This is a genomic window from Yinghuangia aomiensis, from assembly GCF_039542225.1.
GTDB classification, from domain to species: Bacteria; Actinomycetota; Actinomycetes; order Streptomycetales; family Streptomycetaceae; genus Yinghuangia; species Yinghuangia aomiensis.
This window is the reverse complement of sequence record NZ_BAABHS010000031.1, coordinates 70,448-96,220: the sequence shown is the minus strand read 5'-3', so window position 1 is coordinate 96,220 and position 25,773 is coordinate 70,448. Positions and strand designations below refer to the sequence as shown.

General features: G+C 72.6%; 25 protein-coding genes. 15 read left to right on the top strand and 10 right to left on the bottom strand.

The genetic code is table 11. The features are described 5' to 3' along the window. Positions 1 to 49: 49 nt before the first annotated feature. From ABEA93_RS32570 to ABEA93_RS32560, 3 genes are read right to left on the bottom strand one after another with little or no spacing between them, the layout of a single operon-like run. Positions 50 to 802: a succinate dehydrogenase/fumarate reductase iron-sulfur subunit gene (locus ABEA93_RS32570; RefSeq protein ID WP_345679483.1), complete on the bottom strand. Its 753-nt coding sequence runs from the start codon at positions 800 to 802 to the stop codon at positions 50 to 52. Next, positions 799 to 2,754, bottom strand: coding sequence for a fumarate reductase/succinate dehydrogenase flavoprotein subunit (locus tag ABEA93_RS32565; protein ID WP_345679482.1), 1,956 nt, complete (start codon positions 2,752 to 2,754; stop codon positions 799 to 801). The genes ABEA93_RS32570 and ABEA93_RS32565 overlap by 4 nt, the downstream gene beginning before the upstream one ends. 5 nt (positions 2,755 to 2,759) lie before the next feature. Then, positions 2,760 to 3,464, bottom strand: a complete 705-nt coding sequence (locus ABEA93_RS32560; protein WP_345679481.1) for a succinate dehydrogenase cytochrome b subunit — start codon at positions 3,462 to 3,464, stop codon at positions 2,760 to 2,762. A 97-nt stretch (positions 3,465 to 3,561) separates the two neighbouring features. Between ABEA93_RS32560 and ABEA93_RS32555 the strand changes: the two genes are divergently transcribed. Continuing rightward, positions 3,562 to 4,461, top strand: coding sequence for a LysR family transcriptional regulator (locus ABEA93_RS32555; RefSeq protein ID WP_345679480.1), 900 nt, complete (start codon positions 3,562 to 3,564; stop codon positions 4,459 to 4,461). Positions 4,462 to 4,467: 6 nt separating this feature from the next. Here the strand turns inward: ABEA93_RS32555 and ABEA93_RS32550 are convergent, their stop codons facing one another. The 3 genes from ABEA93_RS32550 to ABEA93_RS32540 form a co-directional block, all read right to left on the bottom strand. Next, complete coding sequence (locus ABEA93_RS32550; RefSeq protein ID WP_345679479.1) at positions 4,468 to 5,553, bottom strand: DUF5954 family protein; 1,086 nt, start codon at positions 5,551 to 5,553, stop codon at positions 4,468 to 4,470. Between the two features lie 280 nt (positions 5,554 to 5,833). Continuing rightward, positions 5,834 to 6,247: a hypothetical protein gene (locus ABEA93_RS32545; RefSeq protein WP_345679478.1), complete on the bottom strand. Its 414-nt coding sequence runs from the start codon at positions 6,245 to 6,247 to the stop codon at positions 5,834 to 5,836. 112 nt (positions 6,248 to 6,359) lie between these two features. Beyond that, positions 6,360 to 7,010: a TetR-type transcription factor C-terminal domain-containing protein gene (locus ABEA93_RS32540; RefSeq protein ID WP_345679477.1), complete on the bottom strand. Its 651-nt coding sequence runs from the start codon at positions 7,008 to 7,010 to the stop codon at positions 6,360 to 6,362. A gap of 89 nt (positions 7,011 to 7,099) precedes the next feature. On the opposite strand from ABEA93_RS32540, the gene ABEA93_RS32535 reads away from it, so the two are divergent. From ABEA93_RS32535 to ABEA93_RS32525, 3 genes are all read left to right on the top strand, one after another. Beyond that, positions 7,100 to 8,635 (top strand): purine-cytosine permease family protein, encoded by a 1,536-nt coding sequence (locus ABEA93_RS32535; protein WP_345679476.1) that lies wholly within the window; start codon positions 7,100 to 7,102, stop codon positions 8,633 to 8,635. Between the two features lie 104 nt (positions 8,636 to 8,739). Next, entirely contained in the window at positions 8,740 to 10,374 is a 1,635-nt protein-coding gene (locus tag ABEA93_RS32530) for an amidohydrolase (protein ID WP_345679475.1), read from the top strand. Then, positions 10,371 to 11,507, top strand: a complete 1,137-nt coding sequence (locus tag ABEA93_RS32525; protein ID WP_345679474.1) for a C45 family autoproteolytic acyltransferase/hydrolase — start codon at positions 10,371 to 10,373, stop codon at positions 11,505 to 11,507. The genes ABEA93_RS32530 and ABEA93_RS32525 overlap by 4 nt, the downstream gene beginning before the upstream one ends. Positions 11,508 to 12,118: 611 nt before the next feature. On the opposite strand, the gene ABEA93_RS32520 is transcribed toward ABEA93_RS32525, so the two are convergent. Further along, positions 12,119 to 13,228 carry a CAP domain-containing protein gene (locus ABEA93_RS32520; protein ID WP_345679473.1) on the bottom strand — a complete coding sequence of 370 codons (1,110 nt, stop codon included), beginning with the start codon at positions 13,226 to 13,228 and terminating at the stop codon, positions 12,119 to 12,121. 438 nt (positions 13,229 to 13,666) lie between these two features. Here ABEA93_RS32520 and ABEA93_RS32515 point away from each other — a divergent pair, with 438 nt between their 5' ends. The 7 genes from ABEA93_RS32515 (at position 13,667) to ABEA93_RS32485 (ending at position 20,134) form a co-directional block, all read left to right on the top strand. Further along, positions 13,667 to 13,987 (top strand): cupin domain-containing protein, encoded by a 321-nt coding sequence (locus ABEA93_RS32515; RefSeq protein ID WP_345679472.1) that lies wholly within the window; start codon positions 13,667 to 13,669, stop codon positions 13,985 to 13,987. 95 nt (positions 13,988 to 14,082) lie between these two features. Beyond that, complete coding sequence (locus ABEA93_RS32510; protein ID WP_345679471.1) at positions 14,083 to 15,576, top strand: ATP-binding protein; 1,494 nt, start codon at positions 14,083 to 14,085, stop codon at positions 15,574 to 15,576. Positions 15,577 to 15,583: 7 nt separating this feature from the next. After that, complete coding sequence (locus ABEA93_RS32505) at positions 15,584 to 16,021, top strand: roadblock/LC7 domain-containing protein (protein ID WP_345679470.1); 438 nt, start codon at positions 15,584 to 15,586, stop codon at positions 16,019 to 16,021. Then, complete coding sequence (locus ABEA93_RS32500) at positions 16,018 to 16,392, top strand: DUF742 domain-containing protein (RefSeq protein ID WP_345679469.1); 375 nt, start codon at positions 16,018 to 16,020, stop codon at positions 16,390 to 16,392. The genes ABEA93_RS32505 and ABEA93_RS32500 overlap by 4 nt, the downstream gene beginning before the upstream one ends. Next, positions 16,373 to 16,963, top strand: coding sequence for a GTP-binding protein (locus ABEA93_RS32495; RefSeq protein ID WP_345679468.1), 591 nt, complete (start codon positions 16,373 to 16,375; stop codon positions 16,961 to 16,963). Before ABEA93_RS32500 ends, ABEA93_RS32495 begins: the two co-directional genes overlap by 20 nt. Beyond that, the gene (locus ABEA93_RS32490; protein ID WP_345679467.1) at positions 16,960 to 18,150 is read left to right on the top strand and encodes a cytochrome P450 family protein; all 1,191 of its coding nucleotides are present in this window, start codon (positions 16,960 to 16,962) and stop codon (positions 18,148 to 18,150) included. Before ABEA93_RS32495 ends, ABEA93_RS32490 begins: the two co-directional genes overlap by 4 nt. 82 nt (positions 18,151 to 18,232) lie before the next feature. Further along, complete coding sequence (locus tag ABEA93_RS32485) at positions 18,233 to 20,134, top strand: helix-turn-helix domain-containing protein (protein ID WP_345679466.1); 1,902 nt, start codon at positions 18,233 to 18,235, stop codon at positions 20,132 to 20,134. 83 nt (positions 20,135 to 20,217) lie between these two features. On the opposite strand, the gene ABEA93_RS32480 is transcribed toward ABEA93_RS32485, so the two are convergent. Then, entirely contained in the window at positions 20,218 to 20,733 is a 516-nt protein-coding gene (locus ABEA93_RS32480) for an NUDIX domain-containing protein (protein ID WP_345679465.1), read from the bottom strand. A 215-nt stretch (positions 20,734 to 20,948) separates the two neighbouring features. Here ABEA93_RS32480 and ABEA93_RS32475 point away from each other — a divergent pair, with 215 nt between their 5' ends. Beyond that, the gene (locus ABEA93_RS32475; RefSeq protein ID WP_345679464.1) at positions 20,949 to 21,077 is read left to right on the top strand and encodes a hypothetical protein; all 129 of its coding nucleotides are present in this window, start codon (positions 20,949 to 20,951) and stop codon (positions 21,075 to 21,077) included. Positions 21,078 to 21,292: 215 nt separating this feature from the next. Here the strand turns inward: ABEA93_RS32475 and ABEA93_RS32470 are convergent, their stop codons facing one another. Both ABEA93_RS32470 and ABEA93_RS32465 read right to left on the bottom strand, forming a co-directional pair. Next, positions 21,293 to 21,721, bottom strand: a complete 429-nt coding sequence (locus tag ABEA93_RS32470; RefSeq protein ID WP_345679463.1) for a PaaI family thioesterase — start codon at positions 21,719 to 21,721, stop codon at positions 21,293 to 21,295. Positions 21,722 to 21,779: 58 nt separating this feature from the next. Beyond that, entirely contained in the window at positions 21,780 to 23,081 is a 1,302-nt protein-coding gene (locus ABEA93_RS32465) for an acyl-CoA dehydrogenase family protein (protein WP_345679462.1), read from the bottom strand. A gap of 111 nt (positions 23,082 to 23,192) precedes the next feature. Between ABEA93_RS32465 and ABEA93_RS32460 the strand changes: the two genes are divergently transcribed. The 3 genes from ABEA93_RS32460 (at position 23,193) to ABEA93_RS32450 (ending at position 25,773) form a co-directional block, all read left to right on the top strand. Beyond that, a complete protein-coding gene (locus ABEA93_RS32460) occupies positions 23,193 to 24,080 on the top strand; it encodes an SDR family NAD(P)-dependent oxidoreductase (RefSeq protein ID WP_345679461.1) in 888 nt (295 codons plus the stop codon). Positions 24,081 to 24,193: 113 nt separating this feature from the next. Next, a complete protein-coding gene (locus tag ABEA93_RS32455) occupies positions 24,194 to 25,180 on the top strand; it encodes an NADPH:quinone oxidoreductase family protein (RefSeq protein WP_345679460.1) in 987 nt (328 codons plus the stop codon). Beyond that, positions 25,177 to 25,773, top strand: coding sequence for a TetR family transcriptional regulator (locus tag ABEA93_RS32450; RefSeq protein ID WP_345679459.1), 597 nt, complete (start codon positions 25,177 to 25,179; stop codon positions 25,771 to 25,773). Before ABEA93_RS32455 ends, ABEA93_RS32450 begins: the two co-directional genes overlap by 4 nt.

The following is a 25,773-nucleotide window of genomic DNA, read 5'->3' as shown; positions in this document are numbered from 1 at the left end:
GGAGGCGCGCAAGCGCCCCGGCCGCCCGGCCGTTCGTCCACCGGATCCGCTACCGCCGCCGATTCCCCTTCACCGAGGCCCGCAGATACTCCCGGTTCATCGCCGCGATCGCCGTCAGCGGAATCCCCTTGGGGCATGCCGTCGCGCACTCGCCCGTGTTCGTGCAGCCGCCGAAGCCCTGATCATCCATCGCCTCGACCATCCCCAGCACCCGCGACTCACGCTCCGGCGCCCCCTGCGGCAGCACGTTCAGGTGCACGACCTTCGCCGCGGTGAACAGCATCGCCGAACCGTTCGGGCACGCCGCCACACAAGCCCCGCACCCGATGCACGCGGCGTGTTCGAACGCCAGGTCCGCCGCCTCCTTCGGCACCGGCGTCGCGTGCGCCTCGGGCGCGGCACCGGTCGGCACCGACACGTAGCCGCCCGCGCCGATCACCCGGTCGAACGCCGACCGGTCCACGACCAGGTCCCTCACCACCGGGAACGCCGCCGCCCGCCACGGTTCGACGTCGATGGTGTCCCCGTCGGAGAAGTGCCGCATGTGCAGCTGGCAAGCCGTGGTCCGTTCCGGCCCGTGCGCCTGCCCGTTGATGACCATGCCGCACGCGCCGCAGATGCCCTCGCGGCAGTCGTGGTCGAACGCGACCGGGTCGTCGCCCGCGAGGATCAGTTCCTCGTTGAGCTGGTCGAGCATCTCCAGGAACGACATGTCCTCGCTGATGCCGTCGATTTCGTACGTGGCCATGGCACCTGCCGTGTCCGCGTCGTGCTGGCGCCAAATGCGCAGGGTGAGCTTCACGCGTAGCTCCGCTGGGTGGGGTGGACGTACTCGAAGACCAGGTCTTCCTTGTGCAGCACCGGCGGGGTGCCGGTGCCGGTGAACTCCCAGGCCGCCGCGTAGGAGAACGCGTCGTCGCGGCGGGCCGCCTCGCCTTCCGGGGTCTGGCTTTCCTCGCGGAAATGCCCGCCGCACGATTCGGCGCGGTGCAAGGCGTCCAGGCAGATCAGTTCGGCGAGTTCGAGGTAGTCGACGATGCGGTTCGCCTTCTCCAGCGACTGGTTGAGCTCCTCGCCGGTGCCCGGCACCTTGAGGCGGCGCCAGAACTCCTCGCGCAGCTGCGGGATCCGGTCGAGGGCCTTGCGGAGCCCTTCGTCGGTGCGGGCCATGCCGCATTCGTCCCAGAGCAGTTCGCCGAGTTCGCGGTGGAAGGAGTCCGGGGTGCGGTCGCCGTCGACGGCCAGCAGCCGGGACAGCCGCGCGGTGACCTCGGCGACCGCGTCGGCCGCGGCCGGGTGGTCGGCAGGGACGTCGTCGTGCGGGTGCCGGGCGAGGTAGTCGTTGATCGTCGAGGGGAGGACGAAGTAGCCGTCGGCGAGGCCTTGCATGAGGGCGGAGGCGCCGAGCCGGTTCGCGCCGTGGTCGGAGAAGTTCGCCTCGCCGATCGCGAACAGGCCGGGCACGGTGGTCTGCAGGTCGTAGTCGACCCACAGGCCGCCCATCGTGTAGTGGATCGCCGGGTAGATGCGCATGGGCACTTCGTAGGGGTCTTCGGCGGTGATCCGCTCGTACATCTCGAACAGGTTCCCGTACTTGGCTTCCACCGCGTCCCGCCCCATCCGCCGGATCGCATCGGCGAAGTCCAGGTAGACGCCCTGGCCGCCGGGGCCGACGCCGCGGCCCTCGTCGCACACGTTCTTCGCGGCGCGCGACGCGATGTCGCGGGGGACCAGGTTGCCGAACGCCGGGTAGATCCGCTCCAAGTAGTAGTCGCGCTCGTCCTCGGGGATGTCCGCGGGCGGGCGGGTGTCGCCGTGCGCCTTCGGCACCCAGATCCGGCCGTCGTTGCGCAGCGACTCGCTCATCAGGGTGAGCTTCGACTGGTGGTCGCCGGACCGCGGGATGCACGTCGGGTGGATCTGCGTGAAGCACGGGTTCGCGAACAGCGCGCCGCGCCGGTGGGCGCGCCAGACCGCGGTGGCGTTGGAGTTCTTGGCGTTGGTGGACAGGTAGAAGACGTTGCCGTAGCCGCCGCTGGCCAGCACCACCGCGTCGGCGAAGTAGGTGTCGATGCGGCCGGTGACCAGGTCGCGGGCGACGATGCCGCGGGCCCGGCCGTCCACCACGATCAGGTCGAGCATCTCGGTGCGCGGGTGCATCTCCACGGCGCCGGCGTCGATCTGCCGGGACAGCGCCTGGTAGGCGCCGAGCAGCAGTTGCTGGCCGGTCTGGCCGCGGGCGTAGAACGTCCGCGACACCTGCACGCCGCCGAACGAGCGGGTGTCGAGCAGGCCGCCGTACTCGCGGGCGAACGGCACGCCCTGTGCCACGCACTGGTCGATGATCTCGACGGAGATCTGCGCGAGGCGGTGCACGTTCGACTCGCGGGCCCGGAAGTCGCCGCCCTTGACGGTGTCGTAGAACAGCCGGTGCACCGAGTCGCCGTCGTTGCGGTAGTTCTTGGCCGCGTTGATGCCGCCCTGGGCGGCGATCGAGTGCGCCCGGCGCGGGGAGTCCTGGTAGCAGAACTGGACGACGTGGTAGCCCTGTTCGGCAAGCGTGGCGCCCGCGGCGCCGCCCGCGAGCCCGGTGCCGACGACGATCACGGTGTGCTTGCGCCGGTTGGCCGGGTTGACGAGCTTGGCGTCGAAGCGGCGGCGGTCCCAGCGTTCGGCGATCGGACCGTCGGGGGCCTTCGTGTCGGCGATCGGGGTGCCGGTGCGGTAAGCGGTGTAGTCGGATGCGGGGTGCATGCGGATCAACTCACGATTCCGGTCAGGACGCCGATCGGGACGGCGACGAAGCCGAGGGTCAACAGGGCGGCGAGGCCGTTCGCGGTCGCCTTGAGGACGCGGTCGCGGCGGGGCGAGTTGGCGCCGAGGGTCTGCGCGGCGCTCCAGAAGCCGTGCCGGATGTGCAGGCCGAGGGCGAGCATCGCGACGATGTAGAACAGCGCGACGTACCAGCGGTCGAACGACGCGACGATGTTGGCGTACGGGTGCCCGTGCTGCGCGTTCGGGTTCGCGTCGAGCGTCGTCAGGTCGAGCAGGTGCCAGATCAGGAACAGCAGCAGGATCACGCCGCCCCAGCGCATCGTGCGGGTCGCATAGCTGGTGCGGGCCCGGGTGCGCCGGTACTTGTCCGGCCGGGCGGCGAGGTCGCGGCGGCTGAGCTGGTACGCGGCCACGCCGTGCAGCACCACCGCGGCGACCAGCACGACGCGGAGGATCCACAGGAACCACTCGTAGTGCAGCACCGGCTCGCCGATGGTGCGCAGCCAGTGCGCGTAGGAGTCGAACTCGCCCGGGCCGAAGAAGATCTTGAGGTTGCCGATCATGTGCGCGACCAGGTACCCGAGCATGATCAACCCGGTGGCGGCCATGACCGCCTTCTTGCCGACGGTGGAACGCCACAGGAAGCCGATGAGGGACGGGGAACGCGCCGTCCGGGTCGCGAGTGCCATGTCTGGGACGTTAGGCCCGGGACCTTCGATCCGTCCAAGACATGGATCAACTCCTTTCGATAGGGGATTCCTATCGATGCGGGGTAGGGTGGCGGGCGTGCAGATCCAGCAGCTCCGCTATTTCGCGACCGTGGCCGAGCTTCGGCACTTCACCCGCGCCGCCGAGGAGCTCAACGTCGCGCAGCCGTCGCTGTCCCAGCAGATCCGGGCCTTGGAGCACGAACTGGGCGCCGATCTGTTCCACCGGGCGCGCGGCAACATCACGCTGACCGACGCGGGGGAGGCACTGCTTCCGGTGGCCCGCCGGATCCTCGCGGACGCCGAGACCGCGCGCCGGGAGGTCCTGGAAGTGGCGCAGGTGCGGCGCGGCCGGGTGCGGCTCGGCGCGCCGCCGAGCCTGTGCGCGAGCCTGGTGCCGGATGTGCTGCGCGTCTACCACGACCGGTTTCCCGGCATCGAGCTGTTCGTCGACGAAGGCGGCTCGCAGGACCTGGTCCGCACGCTGGCCGCGGGCGGCCTGGACCTGGCGCTGATCATCACCCCGCTGGGTCCGGGCGCGCCCGCCCTGACCACCACCGAGCTGCTGCAGGAAGACCTGGTCGTGGTGTCGTCCCCGGCCGAACCGCCGCCGACGCGCCGCGCGGGCATCCGGGTCGGCGACCTGCGCGGGCTGCCGCTGGTGATGTTCCGCCGCGGCTACGACCTGCGCGAGATGACGATCGCCGCGTGCCGGGCGGCCGGTTTCGAGCCGGCGTTCACCGTGGAGGGCGGCGAGATGGACGCCGTCCTCGGCTTCGTGCACGCGGGCCTCGGCGTCGCCGTGGTCCCGGGCATGGTCGCGGCACGGTCCGGGCTGCGCGTCACCCCGTTCGAGGGCCGGCCGATGCGCCGCGCCATCGCGGTCGCGCACCGCAAGGACGCCCCGCCGCCGCGCGCGGCGCGGGAACTGTGGGGTGTCCTGGTGGAGCACCTGGCCGGCACCGAGGACCTTGGATGACCGGAATCATCCCTCCGGTGTCACTGTCCCCGAGAGGACGTTGCCGTCCTCGTCCATGCGCGGATGGAGCTGCGCCGGGTCCTGGCTGTTGACGTCGGACGGACGCGGGCCTTCGGGCCCGTCGGGGCCCCACCGGACGAGCCGCCGGGTGCGGCACAGCTGGTGGACTCCGCCGGCGAATTCCAGCCGGTTCGCGTGCGGGCCGCCGGCGCGCAAGGCGGCCGCGGCCTCGGCGTACGGGGCGAGTTCGGGGGCGTCGGAGGTCTCGGCGTCGAGCTGCGGGTCGGCGTCGTAGGCGATCAGGCCGTTTTTGCGCGGCCAGAACCAGGTGAGCGCGAAGTGCAGCGACTTGCGGGCGGCGTGCGCGGTGGCGTGCGGGCCGTTCGACGGGGTCCAGCCGCCGGCGTGCTGTTCGACGACGGTGAAGGTCGCGGGCAGCAACAAGACGTCGGGGTGGCTGAACAGCGCCTGCTCGGAATCGGCGCGGACGTGGTCGGGGAACCGGTCGCCGGTGTAGTGCAGATCGCGGAGCGCGAGGCGTTCCAGGGCCTGGCTCGGCGGGACCGCGGCGTACGGGTCCAGGACGAGGCCGTCGTCGATGCGAGGGTCGTTGGTGGCCCGGTCCCAGTCCGGGACGAGCGGCTCCGGGTCGGTGGGGCGGGGGCCTTCGATGCCGTTGCCGTCGGCGACCGCGTACTCCTCGGCACGGATCACCCGGTACCGGGTGCCGCCCACGGTCAGGTCGTCGACCCGCTCGGTCTCCAACCGCGCCACCGCCGACAGCAGCAACTGCCGCATCTCCCGGTCGCAGTCGGTGTCCTTGGCACGGAACCACAGGCGCGAGTTCAGCCCGTCGCGGGCGAGTTGCGGGCAGTCGTCGACGACGGGGCAGATCACCCGCCACGCCGCACCGTCCGCGGGGGACTGCGCGGCGATCCCGAACAGCGGTCCGCGGACCACGAGTTTGTCGTTCCGCAGCGCGGCGTCCGCGGCATCCGCCTCGGCCGCCGCCTCCACCGGTTCCACCGGCACCCGCACCACGACCGGCCGCACCCCACCCGGCACGGCATGCCCGGCATCCCCGTATTCCATGACTCCATCCTGACGCCGATCACCCGGCGTGTGGGGAGCTTTGGCGGATCGTCACGCAATCGGGGCGAGGACCGCGGGGGCGCGAGGGGCGTGCGCAGGGTCGCACGAGAGGGTGCGACGATCCGGCGTACGGGTCGCCGACGCGGTCCCGCGGGAAACCCCGGGACGGCGCGGACGGCGTAGCGGACCGACCCTCGCCGCACCGCCGCCCGAGCTGATCCGTTCCGCGGGAACGAGCCCCGCCCGGCCCGTGCGGACCGCCGCGCCGCCCGGAACAGCCCTACGCGAAGCCGGGGTTGATCACCGGGGTGCGCACGACGACGTTCTCCTGCCGGGTTTCGGCGTGCCGCGTCGTGCCGCGTGCCGCGGAGGTTTCCGCGGGCACGGCCGCTTCGCGGCCGGCGGCTCCGCGCACGGCCGTCTTGATGCCCCCGGCGATGGTGGCCATCCCGGTGGCCGCGTTGTGCAGGATCTTGCGGACGTCCGGCGCGGGACCGGCGTTGCGCAGCCCGCGCTGTTCGGAGTCGCGCACGATCTGGCGCGCGTCGTCCACCGCGAGGTCGCCCGCGACCTGCTTGTCGTCGGCCGTCGTGCGCGCGTTGCTGGCTGCCTGGTCGGCGGCGGTCTGTCGCTGCCCATTGGCTTCGTCCGCCTTGACCCGGTCCGCGCTCTCCTCTTCCGGTGTGCGCCCCATGGACTTGTCTCCTGCCCTCGTCGGCTGGAACTCCTGCGCAGAGGGTAGGACCGCCGGGGCTCGCGCGGCAGGGCCCGGCGCGAACCGGTCGGAGTCCCGCGCTCGGCGGCTGTTACGGCGCCGCGGGCCGCGTGCTCCGGGCGCGGAGGGTGCCCTTCGGCAGGCCGAGGACGCGTTCCGCGGTGGTCAGGGCCATGTCGTCGAGGACCGGGTGGTCGACCTGGCCGTCGTCGTTGGCGTAGGCGCCGAGGCCGTCGACGGTGATGAGGATGTGCAGGGTGGCGCCCGCCGGGTCGTCGGTGGTGAACTCGCCGGCCCGGACGCCCTCGGCGACCAGGTCGGTCAGCACCGCGCGGTTGACCGCTTCCTCGGCGGCGACCGCCGCGCGCAGGTGCTCCTTGAAGCGGCTGAGGTGACGTGCGTTCAGCCACAGCCGGCTCAGGTCGAGGTACTCGCCGTCGGTGAGCCGGGCCAGGTAGCGGGCGAGCCGGTCGGCGGGCGGCAGGGACTCCTCGTCGGCGGGCAGCAGGGCCGCGCGCTCCCGGGCCGCGGCGTCCGCGAAAGCCTCGCTGACCAGCAGGTCCGCGGCCGGGAAGTAGTGCCCGACGAGGCCCGGGCGCACGCCCAGCTCGTCGGCGACGCGCCGCAGCGTGATGCGTTCCAGGCCTTCTTCGAGCCCGATCCGGGCCGCCGTCCGCAGGATCTCCGCGCGGCGTTCCTCGGGGGCTTTGCGGGTTCGGGCCGGCCGGGGTCTTGACGTCATGGAGGTCACCCTATTGGATGTGTGGCCATTAAGCAGTTGGCTATCCGACCAATAGTGGCGGTGCAGCCCGGCGGACCCGAGAGGCCCCGATGACCACAGCAAACTCCGCATCCTCCGCAAGACCGGACGGCACCGCGGGAACCGGCCGGACCACCAGCCCCGTCGGCACCCCGGCACCGGGTTCCACCACGGGCCCCGTCGACCCCATGGCCCCGCACGGCCACACCGACCCCGGCGGACGCGGCGACCGCGCCGGCCAGGTCGAGACCCGCGGCATCGACCAGGTCCCCGACGACGAACGCGGCGGTCGGCCGCGGCAGCTCTTCGCGGTCTGGGCGGCTCCGAACGTCAGCTACCTGAGCTTCGTCGTCGGCGCGACGCTGATCCTCATGGGCCTGACGCTGCCGCAGGCGATCGGCGTGATCCTCACCGGCAACCTGCTGTGGATCTGTACCGGCATCGTCGCCGCCAGTGGCCCGGTCGCCGGGACCAGCGGCTCGGTGATCTCCCGGGCGATGTACGGCGTCCTCGGCAACAAGGTCGTCCTCGTGCTCACCGGCTGGCTGATCGCCGCCGCGTACCTCGCCCTCAACTGGTCGGCCGCGTCCGTCGCCGGGATCGGCCTCGCGGGCCGCTACGGGCTCCCCGACAACTCGGCCGTCGACGCCGCCGTGATCTGCGCCATCGCGGGCGGCACGATCCTCATCGCGATCTACGGCTACGCCACGATCGTGCGGCTCTACACCGCCCTCAGCGTGCTCCTCACGGTCGTGTTCGTCGTGGTGACCGGCTACGTCCTCGACCACACCGACTGGTCCTACACCCCCGCCGAGCAGCTCCACGGCACCGCGCTCCTGGTCGCCCTCGGCACCGGCTTCACGATCATCGCGTCGACGCCGCTGTCCTACAGCAACAGCCCCGACCTGGCCCGCTACCTGCCGCGCGGCAGCAGCCCGTACGCCATCGCCGGCTGGACCGCGTTCGGCGCGTACCTCCCCAGCGTCGTCTTCACCACCGTCGGCGCCCTCGCCGCCACCACGCTCGACATGAGCGACCCCGAGGCCGCGCTGGAGAGCATCCTGCCCGGCTGGTTCATCCCGATCTTCGTCATCGCCGTCGTCCTCAACACGATGACCAACAACGGCATGACCGCCTACAGCGCCAGCCTGTCGATCCAGTCCGTCGGCGTCCGCCTCGCCCGGATCCCCGCCGTGCTCATCATCGGCGTGCTCGGCACCGCCATGACGCTGTACGCGATCCTCGTCTTCGACTTCCTCACCAGCGTCAACACCATGCTGCAGCTCGTCGTCGCGGTCACCGGACCGGCCATGGCCGTCGCCGTCACCGACCTGCTGCTGCGCCGCAACCGCTACCGCGGCACGGACCTCCTCGGGCAGGAACGCGGCGGACCGTTCTGGTACCACCGCGGCGTCCACTGGCCCGGAGTGGCCGCTCTCGTCGTCGGCGGCGTGGTCTCGGCGATGTGGGTCAACACCAGCTTCTGGGTCGGCCCGATCGCCGGCGCCATGGGCGACGTCGACATCGCCATCCCGTCCGGGATGCTCACCGCCGCGGCCGTCTACTGGGCCGGCACCCGCATCCTGCGCACCATCCCACGGACCTGAGCCCGGCGGGCACGGCAGCCTGCCGCGCCCGCCGCTGTCTCCGCGGGCACGCCGCCGACCTGTACCGCGCTGAACCTGTACCGCGCTGAACCGAAGGAACCCCCGTGTACGCCGACGCCATCGTGCTCGCCCACCACGTCGAACACCCCGCGGACACCGTCCCCGGCCCGGCCGCCGACGCCGTCGCGATCGCCGACGGGCGGATCGTCGCCGTCGGCACCCGCGACTCCGTCGCGGCACTGCGCGGCCCGGACACCGCCGTCCACGAATTCCCCGGCGCCACCGTCCTGCCGGGCCTCGTCGACGTGCACGCGCACCCGGTGTGGGGGTCCATCTCGATCGGCAGCGGCGTCGACCTGTCCCGCGCCGCGACCCTCGGCCAGGTCCTCGACCGCTTGGCCGAGGCCGCCGCCGGACTGCCCGACGGGGCCTGGATCACCGGGTACGACCTGGACGTGAACGTCTTCGACGGCGACCCGACGGGCGACGCCTTCGGCGCGCGCTTCCCGGGCCGCCCCATCTCCCTCATGACCCGCGACGCGCACGCCCTCGTCGTCAGCCCCGCCGTCGTCGACCAGCTCGGCCTCACCGGCACCGAAACCTTCACCGACGCGTCGTCGATCGAGGTCGACGCGGACGGCCGGCCCACCGGCTACGTCGTCGAACTCCAGGCCATGGACCTGGTGTTCCCGCACTACCCGGAGATACCCGTGCCGACCGCCGCCGGGTACGTCCGCGACCAGCTCGACATCCTCGCCGACAGCGGCCTCACCGGCCTGCACGCCCTCGACTTCGGCGACCCGTCCGAAGACGTCTACCGGCACCTCGAAGAACTCGGCGACCTGCCGCTGCGGATCCGCTGCTCCCCGCTGGTGCCCGCCGACTCCGGCCCCGACGTATGGCAGGAAGTAGCCGACCTGCAAGGCCGCGGCGGCCGCCGCTGGCACGTCGAAGGCGCCAAGTTCATGCTCGACGGCACCGCCGACAACGGCACCGCCTGGTTCGACCACCCCGACATCCACGGCGAGAACCGCGAACCGCTGTGGCGCGACATCGACGCGTACCGTGCCGCCATGCGGTTCTTCACCGAACGCGGCATCCCGACCGCCACCCACGCCATCGGCGACCAAGCCGTCCGGCACGCGCTCGACGTCATCGCCGGGATCGGCCCCGTCGCCGCCGCCCCGCACCGCATCGAGCACATCGAGTCGATCCCCGACGACCTCCTGCCCCGGTTCGCCGAACTCGACGTCGTCGCCAGTCTCCAGCCCGTGCACGGCACCCGCCACACGCGCGCCGACGGCAGCGACAATTGGTCCCGCCGCATCGGCCCCGAACGCGTCGCGCACGGCTGGCGCACCCGCGACCTCCTCGACCACGGCGCCACCGTCGTCCTCGGCTCCGACTGGCCCATCGGCCCCGGCGACCCCCGCGTCGGCCTCGCCGACTGCCAGCTCCGGCGCCCCGTCGAAGAACCCGACACCCAGCCCGTCCAACCCGGACAAGCCCTCACCGCCCGCGAGGCCTACGCGGGCATGACCGCCGCCGCGGCCCACGCCGCCGGCGCCGCCGACTCCCTCGGCCGCGTCGCCCCCGGCTACCTCGCCGACCTCACCGTGTTCGCCGCCAACCCCCTCGACCTGGCGCCCGACGCGCAGCCCGGCAACGCCGTCCTCGCCACCGTCGTCGGCGGCGAGATCCGGCGGACCGCCCCCTCCCGGAAGGACGCTCGCCCGTGACCACCCTCCCCGACGGTGCCGCCGCGGGTACGGCCGCCGACCACGCCGCCTTCCTCGCCGGCCGGCGCCCCGCCGAACGCACCCACGTCCGCGTCGACGCCGCCGACCCGCACGCTCGCGGCCGCGCCCGCGGCGCCCGGCTCCGCGACGCGATCCCCGCCGCGTTCGCCGTCTACGAACGCTTCTTCACCCTCGGCGGACTCACCCCCGACCGCATCCGCACCGACGCGAACCGCGCCCTCGACGCCGTCGGCGCGTTCCGACCCGCCGCCCGCGCGGAAATCGAAGGCATCGCGGCCGGCGCGGGCCTCGACGTGTGGCAGATCGCCGCGCTCAACGCCCGCACCGAAATCCTCGCGGGCAGCACCACGATCGCCCCCGGCGAATGCACCACCATCGTGCGCACCGGCGGAGACGGGCCCTTCGGCGTCCAGACATGGGACTGGCACGTCGAACTCGCCGCCCACTGGCACACCCTCGAATCGCACGGCGGCCCCCGCAGCTTCGTCGGCCTCACCGAGGACGGCATCCTCGGCAAGATCGGCATCAACGACGCCGGACTCGCCCTCCACTTCAACATCCTCGGCCACGAACGCGACGGCATCGGCGGCATCCCCATGCACGTCCTCGCCGCGATCGTCCTCGCCGAAGCGGGCAGCGTCGCCGAAGCGGTCGACATCGTCCGGACGGCTCCGGTGGCCTCCTCCGGCTCCTTCGCCCTCTTCGACACGACGGACGCCGCCCTGCTCGATCTCAGCCCGGTCGGCGTCTTCCCCGTCCCGGCCGCGGACGGCTACCTGCTGCGCACCAACCACTTCCTCACCCCGGACCCGGCCGCCGGCGAGAAGACCTGGCTCTACCAGCCGGACTCGACCGACCGCCGCGACTTCGTCGCCGCGCGCCTCGCGACGACCGAACCCCCTTCCGCCGCCGCCGACTTGCCGGCCCTCCTGCGCACCGGCCCCGGCGAACCCCCGGTGACCTGCCTCCCGGACCCGACGCAGCCGACAGGCCTGCGCTGGGCCAGCCTGGCCACGGTGACCCTGTCCCCGGCCACCCGCACCGCGGCAATCCTCGACGGGACGCCGGCGGAGGCGGACAGCCGTCCGTGGCGGGTGCTGCGGGCGGGGTGAGTGCGGGCTGAGGGGGCGCGGTAGGAAGGCGACTCGTTGCCTGGGAGACCGGCCGCCGCTCGGCGACGTCGGAACGCCGGAACGCCGAACGGCCGGGCGGTCGGGCGGGTGAGCGCAGCAGCCGCAGCGGAAGCGCACGACGTGCGGGCGCGCGTCAACGGCGACAGGGGACGGCTGCGAACATGAGGGCGGCTGGCGGGACCGCGACCTTGTCCCGCACCGCCGCGGCCTTCGCGGCCGCCTCCTCTCCGCCCCAGGCCGTGTCCGGTGGATCTTCGGATCCCTCACGGCGCCGCGCCCTCGCACCGCATCCGGGCCGGGCGGCTCTCCCACGGCGGCGTTGCAGGCTCTTGCACGTACGGCCGAGTACGAGCTGCGGGCCTGCGCCTTGCGATGTACGGCACCGGACACCGTGAGGGGTCCGAAGATCCACCGGCCGCGACCCGGCCCTGCGTCACGTCGGCTCGCGGGCATCCGCAGTCGTGCGCAGCCGTACGCGGACTTTGGCCGCCGAGCCGCCCTCGTGTCCGTGCGGGCGGCTCGGCGGCGGGGTCCGTCGTCCGCACACCCACCCGGACGACGAACCGCCCGGCCGCGGGCTCCCTTCCGGCTCAGCTTGCCGACCCGAAGTTCTGCGTCCACCACGGCCCGCCGCTGCCCGTGGTGACGCCGACGCCGATCTCGGTGTAGCGGCACTGGAGGATGTTGGCGCGGTGGCCGGGGCTGTCCATCCAGGCGTTGACGACGTCCTCGGGGGTCTGCTGGCCGCGGGCGATGTTCTCGGCCCAGGACATCGCCGCATAGCCCGCCGCGTCGATACGGTCCCCCGGGTCGGAGCCGTCCGGCGCGGTGTGGTCGAAGTAGCCGCGCTTGGCCATGTCGTCCGAGTGGCCTTGCGCGGCGGCGGTGAGCTTCGCGTTGACGGTCAGCGGGGCGCACCCGTTCTTCGAGCGTTCGACGTTGACCAACTCGACGACGCGCCGCGCGAAAGCCGAAGCGGTCGACGTGGTGCCTGGAGACTTCGCCGCGGTGGTTTTCGGGGTGGCGGCGGGCGTGAGCTTGGGAGTCGCAGCCGGCTTCACCGCGGGGGGAGTGGCCGCCGGGGGAGTGGCGGGAGCCGCGGGTGGTTTCTCCGGGACGGAGGGCGCCGCGGCCGGCGGGGTCGCCGTGCCGGCGGGCTGCGTCGACGGCTGCCCGGCCGGCTGCCCCGGGGTTTGCGGACTGCCGGGCGCGGGAGCGGTGTCCGGCTTGGCGGTGCGCCGGGTGTCCGGGGCGTCGGGGGCGTTCGGGGCGTTCGGGGCGTTCGGGCGGGACTGCGGGACGCGGGACCCGCCGCCGACCGGTATCGCCCGGGACTGCGTGTCCGCCGCGTCCGCCCCCGGGAACGGGAGTCCGGCCGCCGCGTTCGCCTGCGCCGTGTCACCCGTGGTCCGCCCGTCCGGACCGCCGACCCCGAGACCCGCGACCAGCCCCAGCCCGGCAACCAGCCCGACACCGACCGCCAGCGGCCCCGCCTTCCCTTGGTACGGCGGCGGTTCCTTGCGGTGCCGGTGAGGCGGGCCGTCGACACCACTCGGGGCGACGCCGATCCGTTGCCCGCGCTCGGCCCGATGCCGCCCGCGCGGGCTGCGCGCCGTGGTGCGGCGGTGGCGACCGGGAGGGGCCGCCTCGTCCGACCGATCGCTGTCGTCCGGCGCGGTCGGCCATCGATACGTGTCCATGCGTCCTTCCGACGGAAACGGCACGTGTCACCTCGCCGCGCCCGCACCTGCGGGCCGGCGAACGTCGGTGACACGGCCCGGCATTCGTCCCGACGCGACCGGGGGACCGGGCCGCGTACGAGCTTGCGTTCCCGACGCTACGGCCCGCCGGGCCCGCCGACCCGCTCCCCAAGGAACCCCTAACCACGCCTTCGGACGCCGTTAAGGCAAGCCCCCACCGTGGTGCACCGTGGCTGTCGCCCGTGAACCGCGTGCTGCACCAGGTGCCCGCGCGGCGCCGCGATGGTGCACGAGTGCCCCTTCGGGTGTCCGGAAATGGTGCACCAGGGCCGTGGTCGCCATCCCGATGCTGCGCATAGCGTTCTGCACGCCCCAGCCGGAACCGCGGTTTCCCGGTTCGGCTCGCCCGGGGCGACAGCGCCGTATCAAAGGATGCCCATGCCGGCTGGATTCACCGTCACCTCGCTCGCCGAGGCGGCCCAGATGCAGGTCAACGACAAGATCACTGCGCGGGTGGTCAAGCAGGAGTCTCCCGAAGATCCCTCCGTGATCATGGAGTTGACGTTCGCGCCGGGTGCCGCGTTCGGAGAGGACGCGCACCGGCTGCCGGAGATCCTGATCGTCACCGACGGCGTGTTCGGCGACGGGACGGCCGAATACGGTGTCGGCAGCGTCATCATCGGGACTCCCGGCTCGGTGCACTTCCCCCAGTCCAAGGACGGCTGCACCGTGCTCGCCTTCCACCCGGTCGGCCTGTAGGCGAACCGGAAATCCTGCCGGAGTCCCGGTGAATCCGCATATCGGGACGTCGGGCAGCCTCGGCACCCGTTCGCGCGGCGATTGGCTGGATCCTCGTGATCGATGACGTACACCTGGTGTTCGGCGCTTCCGGCGCCGGCGTCGCGGCATGCCTGACGTGGGCGTGCCACCTCCCCGGCCGCCGCCGGGCCGACCGGCGGCTCAAGCAGGCCCGCGCCCGGGCCGATCAGGCAGTCGCCCGGGCAGCGGAGCAGGCCGCGCATGCGGGCGACGCGACGCGGGACGAGGCCCGGCTCCGGATCGCGGAAGCCCACGCGGAGGCAGCCGAGAACTGGTCGCAACTCCAGCACGTGATGGCGGAGATGGAGCACCTTGTCGAGGTGCGTCTGCCCGCCGTCCTCCAGGAACTCCAGGGGGTGCGGGTGCCCATCGCGGTGGGCCTGCGGCGTCCCGACCTCCTGGGAGGCTCCGAAGCGGCGGGCTACTTGGAAGCCGCCGAGGACGCGGTCCGCGCCGCGGGTGACGCGGTACGCCGCCGGGTGGAAGATTCCGCCCGCGCCGGCGTACGCGTCGCCGCCGAAGAAATCCAGGCGAGCCTGACCCGGGCGCAGCGCGACATCGACAACGGGTTCGACGACCACGGCGATCCGGGCGGGGGGTTCGGCCACGGCGCCGGGTCCGCGGCGCGGACGCTCGCCCGAGTCGACCACAGTGTCACGCTGGCCACGCACACCGTGCAGCGGCTTCGGATCCTGACCGAGTCGTGGCCGGGTGTCCAGCGCGCCGACTGCACCGTCGCCGAGATCATGGAGAGCGCCCGTGGCCGCATCAGGCAGAGCGACACGGTCGAGTACCCCTATCTCGCGCAGACCGGTGAAGCGGTCGTGGAGGGGCTGGTCGTGGAGCCGGTCATCGTGGCGCTGACCGAACTGCTCGACAACGCCGCCGCCTACTCGGGCGGGGTCGTCACGACGTTCGTCCAGCGGGTGCCGGCCGGCATGCGCATCTCGGTCGAGGACCAGGGCCTCGGCATGACCCCGCGGCAACTCCGGGAAGCGGAGGACGCGTTGGCGTCCGGGACCACGGACGTCACGGGTCTTGCCGAGCCCGGCAAGCTCGGCTTCCTGGTGGTCGGGCGGCTCATGCGCGCGTACGGGCTGCGCGTCGGCCTGGCGCCGTCCGCGGCGGGCGGTGTCCGGGCGGACCTGTTGATCCCCGCGGCGCACCTTGTCGCGGAAGGACCCCGGGAGGCGGCGCCCACCATGGCACATGACGAGGTGCCGCCGCGCCCGCGGATCCCCGTGCCGGCTCCGGTGCCCGCGCCGCCCTCGCAGCCCGAGGCCGCCGCCGGTGCGGCGCCGACGGCCGACGAGGCCGCGTCGGCGCCCGCGGTCGCGGAACCTGGCGACGCGGCGGCGCTCACGGTCCACGGACTGCCCAAGCGGCAGCCCCGCAAGGCCGTTCGGCGTGCTCCGTCGCCCCGGCAGCAGGAAGTGTCCGACCCCGATGCCTTCACCGAGGGATTCGCCCGGCTTCAGGGCGTCCTCGCCGACGGGTACGGGGGAGCAGACCACGTCCACGAAGGGTGACCACGCGATGTCCGAGTACCCGCACTTCACCGCCGATACCGCGGATTTGCGCCCGCAGCTCAACGCACTGCTGGGCGAAGGAGTGGTTTCGGCGGTCCTGTTCTCCTCGGACGGCCTGCTCCTGGCCGCGACCGACGGCTTGGGCCGCGACGAAGCCGAACGGTCCTGCGCCGCGTTCGCGAGCGTCGCGTCGCTCCAGCACACGTTCGCGGAGTGCTGCCGCACCGATCCGGAGAACCTGCTGCTGCGGTACCAGATCATGGACTTCACCCGGCACACCGTGCTGCTGATGTCCGCGAGTCGGAACAGCGGGCTCGGCGTGGCCGTGGAAGGCGACTCCATCAGCCAGAACGTGCAGCTCGCGCTGTCGAAATCGCTGAAACTGATCAAGGCCCTCGGCCCGGTGCTGGCGTCCCGGGACCGCGAGATCCACCCGGGGGCATGAGCGCCGGCGCGGCCGGGGGCGGCCATACGCGCCGCGGCGTCGTCCGCTCCCACACCGTGATCACCGCGCGGGACGATATTCCGGAACGGCCGTACGTCGACATGGCGACGCTCCTCGCGGTCGATCCGCGGGCGCCGACGGCCCGGTTGCGGGTGCAGGAACGGCGGGTGCTCGGGCTGCTGGGGCCCGGGATGCTGTCCGTCGCGGACGTCTCGGCCTTCCTGGGCCTGCCCGGCGGTGTCGTGCGTGCGCTCGTCGCCGACCTGATCGTGTCCGGCCACGTCACCGCCGACAACCCGTTCGTCCCTGCCGCGCAGCCGCTGGAACGCGATCTTCTGGAAAGGGTCTTGGATGGCCTTCAGCGTCTCTGACCACCACTACCTGCCACCCGGCACACGGTCGGTCAAGATCGTGGTCCTCGGGGCCTTCGGGGTGGGTAAGACCACGTATGTGGGGACCGTTTCGGAAATGCGGCCGCTGCGTACCGAGGAACGGCTCACGCGCGCCGGGCAACTCGTCGACGACGTCCGGGCGGACGGCAAATCCACCACCACCGTCGCCATCGACTTCGGCCGCCGTACCTTCGACGGAGGCATCGCCGTCTACCTGTTCGGCGCGCCGGGCCAGCCGCGTTTCGCCGAGATGATCCGCTCGCTCATGCGCGGCGCGCTGGGCGGGCTGGTGCTGGTCGACACCCGCAGCGTCGACCAGTCGTACGAGTCCATCGGCTTGCTGGAGGAAGCCGACCTGCCGTACGTGGTGGCGGTCAACACGTTCCCGGGCGCCCCCGGCTACCCCGAGGACGTGCTGCGCGACGCCCTGTCCCTGCCGGACGACCGTCCGCTGGTCTTCATCGACGCGCGTACCCTCCGGTCCGCCAAACACGCCCTGATCGCCTTGGTCGCCGACATCCTCCACCCTGCCCGGAGCGCCGCACGATGACGTACGCGAGCACGCAGAACACCGGGCTCCCCCGCTTGTTCGGCGAAGACTTCCGCGAGCACCCGGAGGCCGCCTACGCGCAGTTGCGCGCCGCCGGACCGGTCGCCTGGGCGGAAGTTGCGGCGGGTGTCCACGCCCTGGTGGTCACGAGCCATGCGGTCGCGCGCGAACTCCTCGCCGACCCGGACTACACGCGCGACCCCGCCGCGTGGGATGCGCTCGTCCGGGGCACCGTCCCCGCCGACCTCGCCTACATGTACACCGGTGGCCTTCAGCACACCGACGGCGCCGAACACGCAAGGCTGCGCGAGGCCGTCGACGACTGCCTGGACAGCATCGACCTGCACGCGGTCCGGCACACCGTCCGCGGGCTCGCCCGCCACCTGGTCGGAGCCTTCGGCGAGCGGGGGCATGCCGACCTGATGGCCGAGTACGCCGACCCGGTGGCGCTGCGCACCCTGACCGCCCTTCTCGGGTTCCCGCCCCATGCCGCAGACCGGCTAGGCCTGCCCGCCTGGTCTCTCGCGGCCGCCTCGCCGAACGCCGCGGAAGCGTCGGCGGAACTCTTCGAGGCGCTGCGGGAGCTGGTCGCGGCCAAGCGGGCCGCGCCGGGTTCCGACGTGACGTCGTGGCTGCTCGCCCATCCCGCACTGCTCGGCGACGCGGAAGCCGCGCGGCAGCTGGCATCGATCGTGGTGCTCGGTGCGGTGCCGACCGCCGCGTGGATCGGTTCCACCTTGCATATCCTGCTCACCGACCCGGCATATGCGGGCGAACTGGTCGGCGGTGCGGTGACGATCCGGCAGGCGATGAACACGACGCTGTCGCTGCGCTGCCCGGTGGCCAACGCCTCGGTGCACTACGCGCGCGGGCCGAAGATCCTGCACGGTGTCCACGTGCCGGCGGGCACGCCGGTTTTCGTGAGCCACGCGGCGACCGGAACCGACCCGGCCCGGCCGGGTCGGCACGCGCCCCAGGACCGCAGCCACCTGGCCTGGTCGGCGGACACGCACCGGTGCCCGGCGCAGGGCCTGGCCACGACCATCGCGGAGACCGCGATCGAGACCGCGGTGGACGCGCTGTGGGACCTGGCGACCCCCATCACGGCAATCGCCGGCCGACCCGGGCCGTTCCTCCAATGCCCGGCGCACGTCGGTGTCCTGTTCGCGCCGGAAAACCACCGGTAGGCACCCGATACGCGCGATGTGTGGACGGTTTGCGCGACCACGGTGTGTACTCGGCACAAAAGTGACACGGGAGATCCGAGCAATGTTCTCACTGCGCGACTTGAGCGCGATAGCGGAATTCGGCATCGGCGCCGGTGTCGTTGCCGACCGCGAGGTGCACTGTGCCGTGATCCTGTCCGGGAGCCAGTGGATCGGGCCCAGCGTCGAGAACGCGCTGGTGGTGTCCGACCTCCCGAGCCTCGGGATCCCCGACCGGCTGCTGAGTACGCTCGCCGCGGGGCACGCGGCGGGTCTCGTGATCGCCGGAGCCCCGGACGAGGCCGCGCTCGCCGACATCCGCGAAGCCGCCGCCCGGCACCGCTTTCCCCTGCTCACGTCCACCCGTCCGCTGTCCGCGTGGAAGGCCGGGCTGGCGCAGTCCGTGCTCGACTTGAGCGTGGCCCGGACGCGCCGGCACGTCGCCCGCCTCAACGGCCTCCTCAGCCGGCTCCGGCCGTCCCCCGACGCGGTCGACGCCATCAGCGGACTCCTCGCCGACGAATTCGACGCGGAGGTCGTCGTACGCGGCGGCACGGGCATCCTGGCCGCGGTACCGCCCGCCGCGCCGCTGACCCTCGCCTCGGTGATCCAGCGGCCCGACCGCCCGCACCAGACCACCGCGGCCGGGCTGTTCGCGCGAACCGTCCCGATTTCCGCCGACCAGGTGCTGATCGTCGCCACGAAGGAGCCCCAGGGCCGCGCGGAAGCCGACCTCATCACGCACGCCGCCACCGCGCTGTCCTCGGTTCTGGCACCGCGTCCCGGCGCGTCGGACGAGAATATCGCGGCGGCCGTGCGCGGCATCCGGCTGTCGGCCTTCCAACTCCTCATGACCGGCCACGCGCTCCACGCACGGCGGGTCATGGCGGGTCTGGCCCCAGGGCTCCTCGACAGCGAATCCGCCCGTGTCTACATCGTCGACTGCGCCCGCGCGGACCGGGACACGGTCATGGCCGAGGTGGAACGCAGCCTCGACGGACACGCGCTGGCCGTGCGGTGCCCCGCCTACCACGAACACATCATCGTCGTCGCGCCGCAGCATCCCGACAGCGACGCCGAGCAGCACCTCCGAAGGCTGCGCGAAGAGTTCAGCGCGGCGAACGTGGCGATCGGCGGCAGCCTCGTGCACCCGCTGGGCGGCGTCGGGAACGCCTACGGCGAGGCGGCGGACGCCATCGCCCGCGCCTCGCACCACCCCGAGCGGACGGTCATCATCTCCGCCCGCACCCCCACCCTGGTCGACGCGTTCCCCGCCGGGTCGGCGTACGCGTGGGCGAGCACGTTCCTCCAGCCCGTCCTGAGCCTGCCGAGAGAGGGTCGGCAGATCCTCGAAACGACGGCCATGGCCTTGGAATTCCAGACGTCGGCCGCGGCACGCATCATCGGTGTCCACCGCAACACCGTGGCACGCCGGATGGCCCAGGTATGCGCCGCCGTCGGTGTCGACCCCGACCGCACCCTCGACCGGATCACGCTGTCGCTGGCCATTCAGATCGTCACCACCTACCCGCACGACACCACCACGGCAGGGCCTCCCGTCTCCCTGCACGAACTCCTCACCCACGCCCAGGTACGGGCCTGGGCAGAGAAGGCCCTGCGGCCCTTGGCGGACGACCGCCGCAATCTTGTCCACACCCTCCGGGCCTGGGTGCTCGCCGAATTCAACGCCGAAGCCGCGGCGCTGCACCTGGGGGTCGCGACGAAGACCGTGCGCGCACACATCCGGGCGGCCGAATCCCTCCTGGAACGCGACCTCGTCACGAGTCTGCCCCGCGAAGCGGAAGACGCCGGCGAACAGCGCCTCAGCGGCATCCGCCCGCTGACCATCGCCCTCTACGCCACCACGCGCCCGGGATCCGTGTACCAGGTCCGCCTGACCGACCCGACCGCGTATCCGAACCCCGCCGCCGCCCCGGTCCCGGCCGAACTCTCCGGCACGCCTTAAGGCCGGGAAGCCGGGAACGCCACGCCGCGGTGCCGGCGGCAGAGCCCGGTGCCGACGCTTCCGGCGGCCGCCCGGTCGACGATTCAGTCCCGGGCCCCGTGGGCGGACACCCCGTACCCGGTCCTCCCCGCTGTCCGCGCCCGGTAGGCGCGGCACAACCGTGCGTACCCGGCCGGGCCCTGCAGCGTGGCGGCTTCACCGAGGGTCGCCCAACGCCACGACAAGGACTCCGCGTCGAGCCGGATCTGTGTCTCCGCGGGCACGGTTCCCCCGTCGAAGACGAACTGCAGAACGGGCGCGGCCATCGCGCCGTCACCCTCGTGATCGGCCGGCCGCCAGTCGACATCCAGCAACACCCCGACGGACAGCCGCAGCCCGGTCTCCTCGAACAGCTCCCGCGCCGCACACGCGGCCGGATCCTCCCCGTGATCCAGACAGCCGCCCGGCAGCAAGTACCCCTCCCGGTAACTCGCTTCGAGCAGCAGCACCCGCCCCGCGGGATCCGTCACCAACACCGCCGCCCCGACGTAATGCCGGGGCAATGTCGCCAACCAGTCCTCATGGGGGAGAAATCCGTCGGGCTTGCCGGTCGAAGTCATCGAGCCTCCAGCGTCGTGCGAACGTCGGCCGCGGCGGTCAGTCGGGCCACGGGGCGGTGTTCGGGTGGATTCTTCCCCGACACGACCGTAAGGAGCGGCAGCCAACCCAAGGGCCCGGACGCCGGGAACTCCGCCGCCCCGGCATCCGACTACCAGGGGCACGGGCGCGGACGAGCGAGCCGGAGACGACGAGGAGTGCGGATGTTGCGGGACCGGTGCCGGACGCACGCACCCCGGAGATCCTGCGCGAGGTCTTCGGCGTGTGCGCCACGGTCGCCGTGCACGCGGACGGCGTCGCCTACGCCGCCCAGCCGTTGGCGGAACCCGTGCGCGCGGAAGGGTAGTCGGGGGAGAGGGAAGGCGAGGGCGTGATGCCGGGGCCGACGAATGTGTATTCAGGACTCCGATCGCGAGCCACGCGTGAGGCCGCCACCTGCTCCGCGTCTTCCTCCCGCCGGTTCAGCCCCAGGCCTCGGCGCCCAGGCGTCGCCTTCGAGGGTGACGGGGGAGCCTGGCAGACTGAGAGGTCCTGGCCAGGGGGATCGGCGGCCCTCCGCTTTCAGGCCTCCCCCTGCCTCGTCCCCGTGGCCACGATCGTGCCCTGGGCCACCGCGACGAGCTGTTCCGTGCCGTCGCGGACCACGAAGACCGAGCATTGGCACACCGCTTGGCGGCGGGTGGTGGCGACGGCGCGGGCCCGGGCGATCACCGTCTCGCCCACCGCCGGCTTCACATAGTTGATCTTGTACTCGGCGGTCAACGCATCCCCGCCGAGCGCCAAACCGCCCGCGAACGTCAGCGCATTGTCGGCGAGATAGCTCAGCACCCCGCCGTGCACGAAACCGTGCTGCTGGTGCAGTTCGGGGCGATTGGCCACCCGGATCTCGGCGGAGTCCGGGCCCACGGCGGTCAGCTCCGCCTCCAGGAAACGGGTGAACGGCTGGGCGTCGAAGATGCCGTGAGCGAAGGTGGCGAGGTCGGTGGTCATGCCGCTCATCATCGCCGATCACCACCGCCGCCCGACCTGCCGCCGACCCCGCCGCCGCTCAGCCGGCCGCCAACCCCGCCGCCGCCCGCAGCTCCGCCCACTTCGCCTCCGCCGCCGGGCGGCGGCTCGGCACGTGTTCCGTCGGCCACCCCTCGACCGGCGTCTGCCGGGCCAGCAACGTGCGGGCCAGCACCGACTTGTGGAGTTCGTCCGGACCATCGCCGATCGACCCGAAACGCGTCGTGCGGTACCACGACTCGATCGGCAGATCCGCCGAGTAACCCAGTGCCCCGCACACCTGGATCGCCCGGTCGAGAACGGCCAGCACCACCTTCGACACGTGGGCCTTCACCATGCCCAACTCGGCACGCACCTCCCGCGCACCCAGCCGGTCCATCCGCCACGCCGTCTGGAACGTCAGCAGCCGCGCCGCCTGAATGTCCGTGTGGGACACGGCGATGTAGTCCTGCACCATCTGGTGCTGCCCCAGCGTCCGCCCGTGCGACGTCCGCGACACCGCCCGCTCGCACATGATGTCGAGCGCCCGCTGCGCCTGGCCGAGCCAGCGCATCGCGTGGTGGATCCGGCCGCCGCCGAGCCGCTGCTGGGCGAGGACGAAACCGTCACCGGGGCTACCGATCAGGTGATCGGCCGAGACCCGGCAGTCCCGGAACACGATCTCCGCGTGGTTCCCGGGACGGCCGAACGACCGCTCCGGATGCCCCATCGTCGGGATATCCCGCACGATCTCCATACCCGGCGTCCCGGCCGGGACGACGAACACCGACGCATGCCGGTGCGGCCGCCCCTCCGGACTGGTCTCCGCGAAGACCAGCACGAAGTCGGCGACGCTGGCGTTGGTGATGAACCACTTGTGGCCGTTGATCACCCAGTCGTCGCCGTCGCGCACCGCCGTCGTGCCGATCACCGTCGGGTCGGCGCCCGCGTGGAACGGCTCGGTGAGGGCGAACGCGCTGGAGATCTCGCCGCGCAGGTTCGGCCACAACCAGCGCTCCTTCTGCGCCTCGGTCGCGCCGTGGGCCAGCAGCTCCATGTTGCCGCTGTCCGGCGCCTGGACGCCGAAGATCGTCATGGACATCATGCAGCGCCCGATGACCTCGGACATGAGCGCCAGCTTGAGCTGTCCGAAGCCCCGGCCGCCGAGCTTCGGATCGAGGAACGCGCCCCACAGGCCCTGCGCCTTGACCTGGTCCTGGAGGTGCTTCTTGACGGTCTTCCACTCGTCGGACGGGAGTTCGTCGAAGACGGGTTCGAGCGGGATCAGGTGGTCGTCGACGAAGCCGCGCATCCAGGCGAGCTGTGCGGCGAACTCGGGGTCGGTCTCGAAATCCCATGCCATGGACGGGGATTACAGCGTAATCACGATGTGATGTCGAGAGGTTCCGGGCTCGCGGCCGCCTTGATAGAACGGCGCTGCCCGTGGTCCGGTGGCCGGTCGAGGAGGTTCGCGGTGAGCGCAGCAGGGGATCCAGGTCGCATCGCGGGGCAGGCACCCCGTCTGGACGGACGTACCGCGCTGGTGACCGGCGGCGGCACCGGGATCGGCAAGGCGATCGCGTTCGCCTTGGCCGAGGCCGGGGCGGTGGTGACGATCTGCGGGCCGGATGCCGGCGTGCTTGCCGACGCGTGCGCCGAATCGGCCGCCGCGGGCCGGGGCGAACTGCAGGCGGCGACCGCGGACGTGACGGACGAGGCGCAGATCGCCGCGGCCGTCGACGCGGCCTCGCGGGACGGCGCTTTGGACATTGCGGTGGCCAATGCGGGTGTGGCCAGGCCGGGTTCGCTGCTGCACCTGACTGCCGACGACTGGATGGGGCCCATCGGGGTCAACGTGCTGGGGACCGCGCTCACCATCAAGAGCGCGGCGCGGGCGATGCGGGCCAAGGGTGGGTCGATCGTCACGATCTCGTCGATCGCCGCCGTGCGGCCGGTCGCGTTCATGGCGGCTTACTCGGTGTCGAAGGCGGCGCTCGACGAACTGACGCGGTGCGCGGCCGCGGAACTCGGGCCGCTCGGGATCCGGGTCAACGGCGTGCGGCCGGGGTGGATGCGCACCGAGGCGGGTGCCGCGGCCGCGGCCAGTGATGCGAATCAGGCCCTGATCCGGGCGTCGACGCCGCTGGCCGGGTCCGGGGCCGAGGACGATCCGCTCGGCGACCCGGCCTACGTCGCGCGGGCGGTCGTGTATCTGGCATCGGACCAGGCGGCGTGGACCACGGGGCAGTTGCTCGGCGTGTGCGGCGGATCGTCGCTGCCGCCGTCGGCGGGCGACTTCGGGTATGTGGCGCGGATGCTCTATCCGGGGGAGATGGCGCGGGATTTCGCCGGGCCGGAGTAGCGGCGGCGGGCGGTGTCGAACCGGATGGACACCGGGCAGCCGGGCAGCAGGGCGGATGGGCTGTCGCGGCGTTCGTTGTGGTCGTTGTGGTCGTGGTGGGAGGAGAGGGTCGCATGCGTGCGTGGCGGGTGAGTGGGCACGGTGAACCGGGCGACGTGCTGGGCTTGGCCGAGGTCGAGCTGCCGGAGCCCGGGCCCGGGCAGATTCGGATGCGGGTGGCGGCGGCCGGGATCGGGCTGCCGGACGTGCTGATGTGCCGGGGGTCGTACCCGCTGACGCCCGCGGTGCCGTTCACCCCCGGGCAGGAAGCCGTCGGTGTGGTGACGGCGGTGGCGGAGGGCGTGGATATCGCGGTCGGCGCCGAGGTCATGGCCGTGACGGCGTTTCCGACCGGGCACGGGGCGTTTGCGGAGGAGTGTCTGGCGTACGCCGGTTCGACGTTCGCCCGGCCGCCCGGCCTCGACGACGCGGCCGCCGCCGGGTTCTGGATCCCGCATCTCACCGGGTGGCTGGGATTGGTGACCCGCGGGCAGGTCGCACCGGGGGAATGGCTGGTCGTCCTGGGGGCGGCCGGAGGCACGGGAATGGCCGCGGTGCAGCTCGGGCGTGCGCTGGGGGCGCGGGTGATCGCGGTGGCGGGCGGCTCCGAGAGGACGCGGTTCTGCCGGGAGCTGGGCGCGGACGCGGTCATCGACCATCGCGAGGGGCCGTTGGCTCCCGCACTGCGGGAACTCACCGGCGGAAGGGGCGTCGACGCGATCTACGACCCGGTGGGCGGCACCGCAGCCGAGGACGCCGCCGGAGCGTTGGCGCGGGGCGGGCGGTTGCTGGCCGTCGGGTTCGCGAGCGGGGCTTGGGCAGAGGTGCCAACGGCACGGTTGGTGATGGCCAACGCGTCGGTGGTGGGGGTGTATGCGGGGGGCATTCCGCGTCACGAATTGGACTTTCTCCACGAGCGGTTGTGCGCCCTTGTGGCGCAGGGAAAGCTGGGCGGGGCGGTCGGTTCGGTCCGCCGTTTCGAGGAACTTCCCGATGCGCTGGAACAGTTGGGGGGCCGTCGGGTCGTGGGGAAGCATGTGCTTCGGGGGTGTGACGGGTGAGCAGAACCGACGCGTCCGCGTTGGATGCGGAGCGGATCGTCGATGCGGCGATGGCGATCCTGATCGAGGAGGGGCTGGGCGCGGTCAGCATGCGGAGTGTCTCCGCCCGGCTCGGCGTATCGCCGGTGCCGTTGTACAGCAGGGTCGGCAACAAGGAGGCGCTGCTGGAGGCCGTCGCCGACCGGCTGCTGGCGGACGTGTCGCCCGTGTGCGGGGACGAGGAGACCTGGGACGTCTACGCCCGCCGCTGGGCCGAGCAACTGCGGCTGCGCCTGCGGTGCGTGCGGGACAGCCGAATGATCGCGGCCCCGGGTCGCCGCGCGTACGTGGAGGCCTCCCGGCCGCTCATCGCGGCGATGCGGCGCGACGGCTTGGCCGCCGACGAGGCGGTGCGCGCATGCCGGTTGATCACGTGGGCGACGGTCGGGTTCGTGGCGTTGGAGGCGGGTACCGAACCGCCGCCCGCCGGGCGGTACCGAGGGGCAGGCCCGGGAGGCGATGCGGAGGGCGTGACGGCCGCCGATGCGGATGCTTTGTTCGCGTTGCAGGTGCGGTATGTGGTGGACGGGGTCGTGCGGGACCGGACCGTTTGA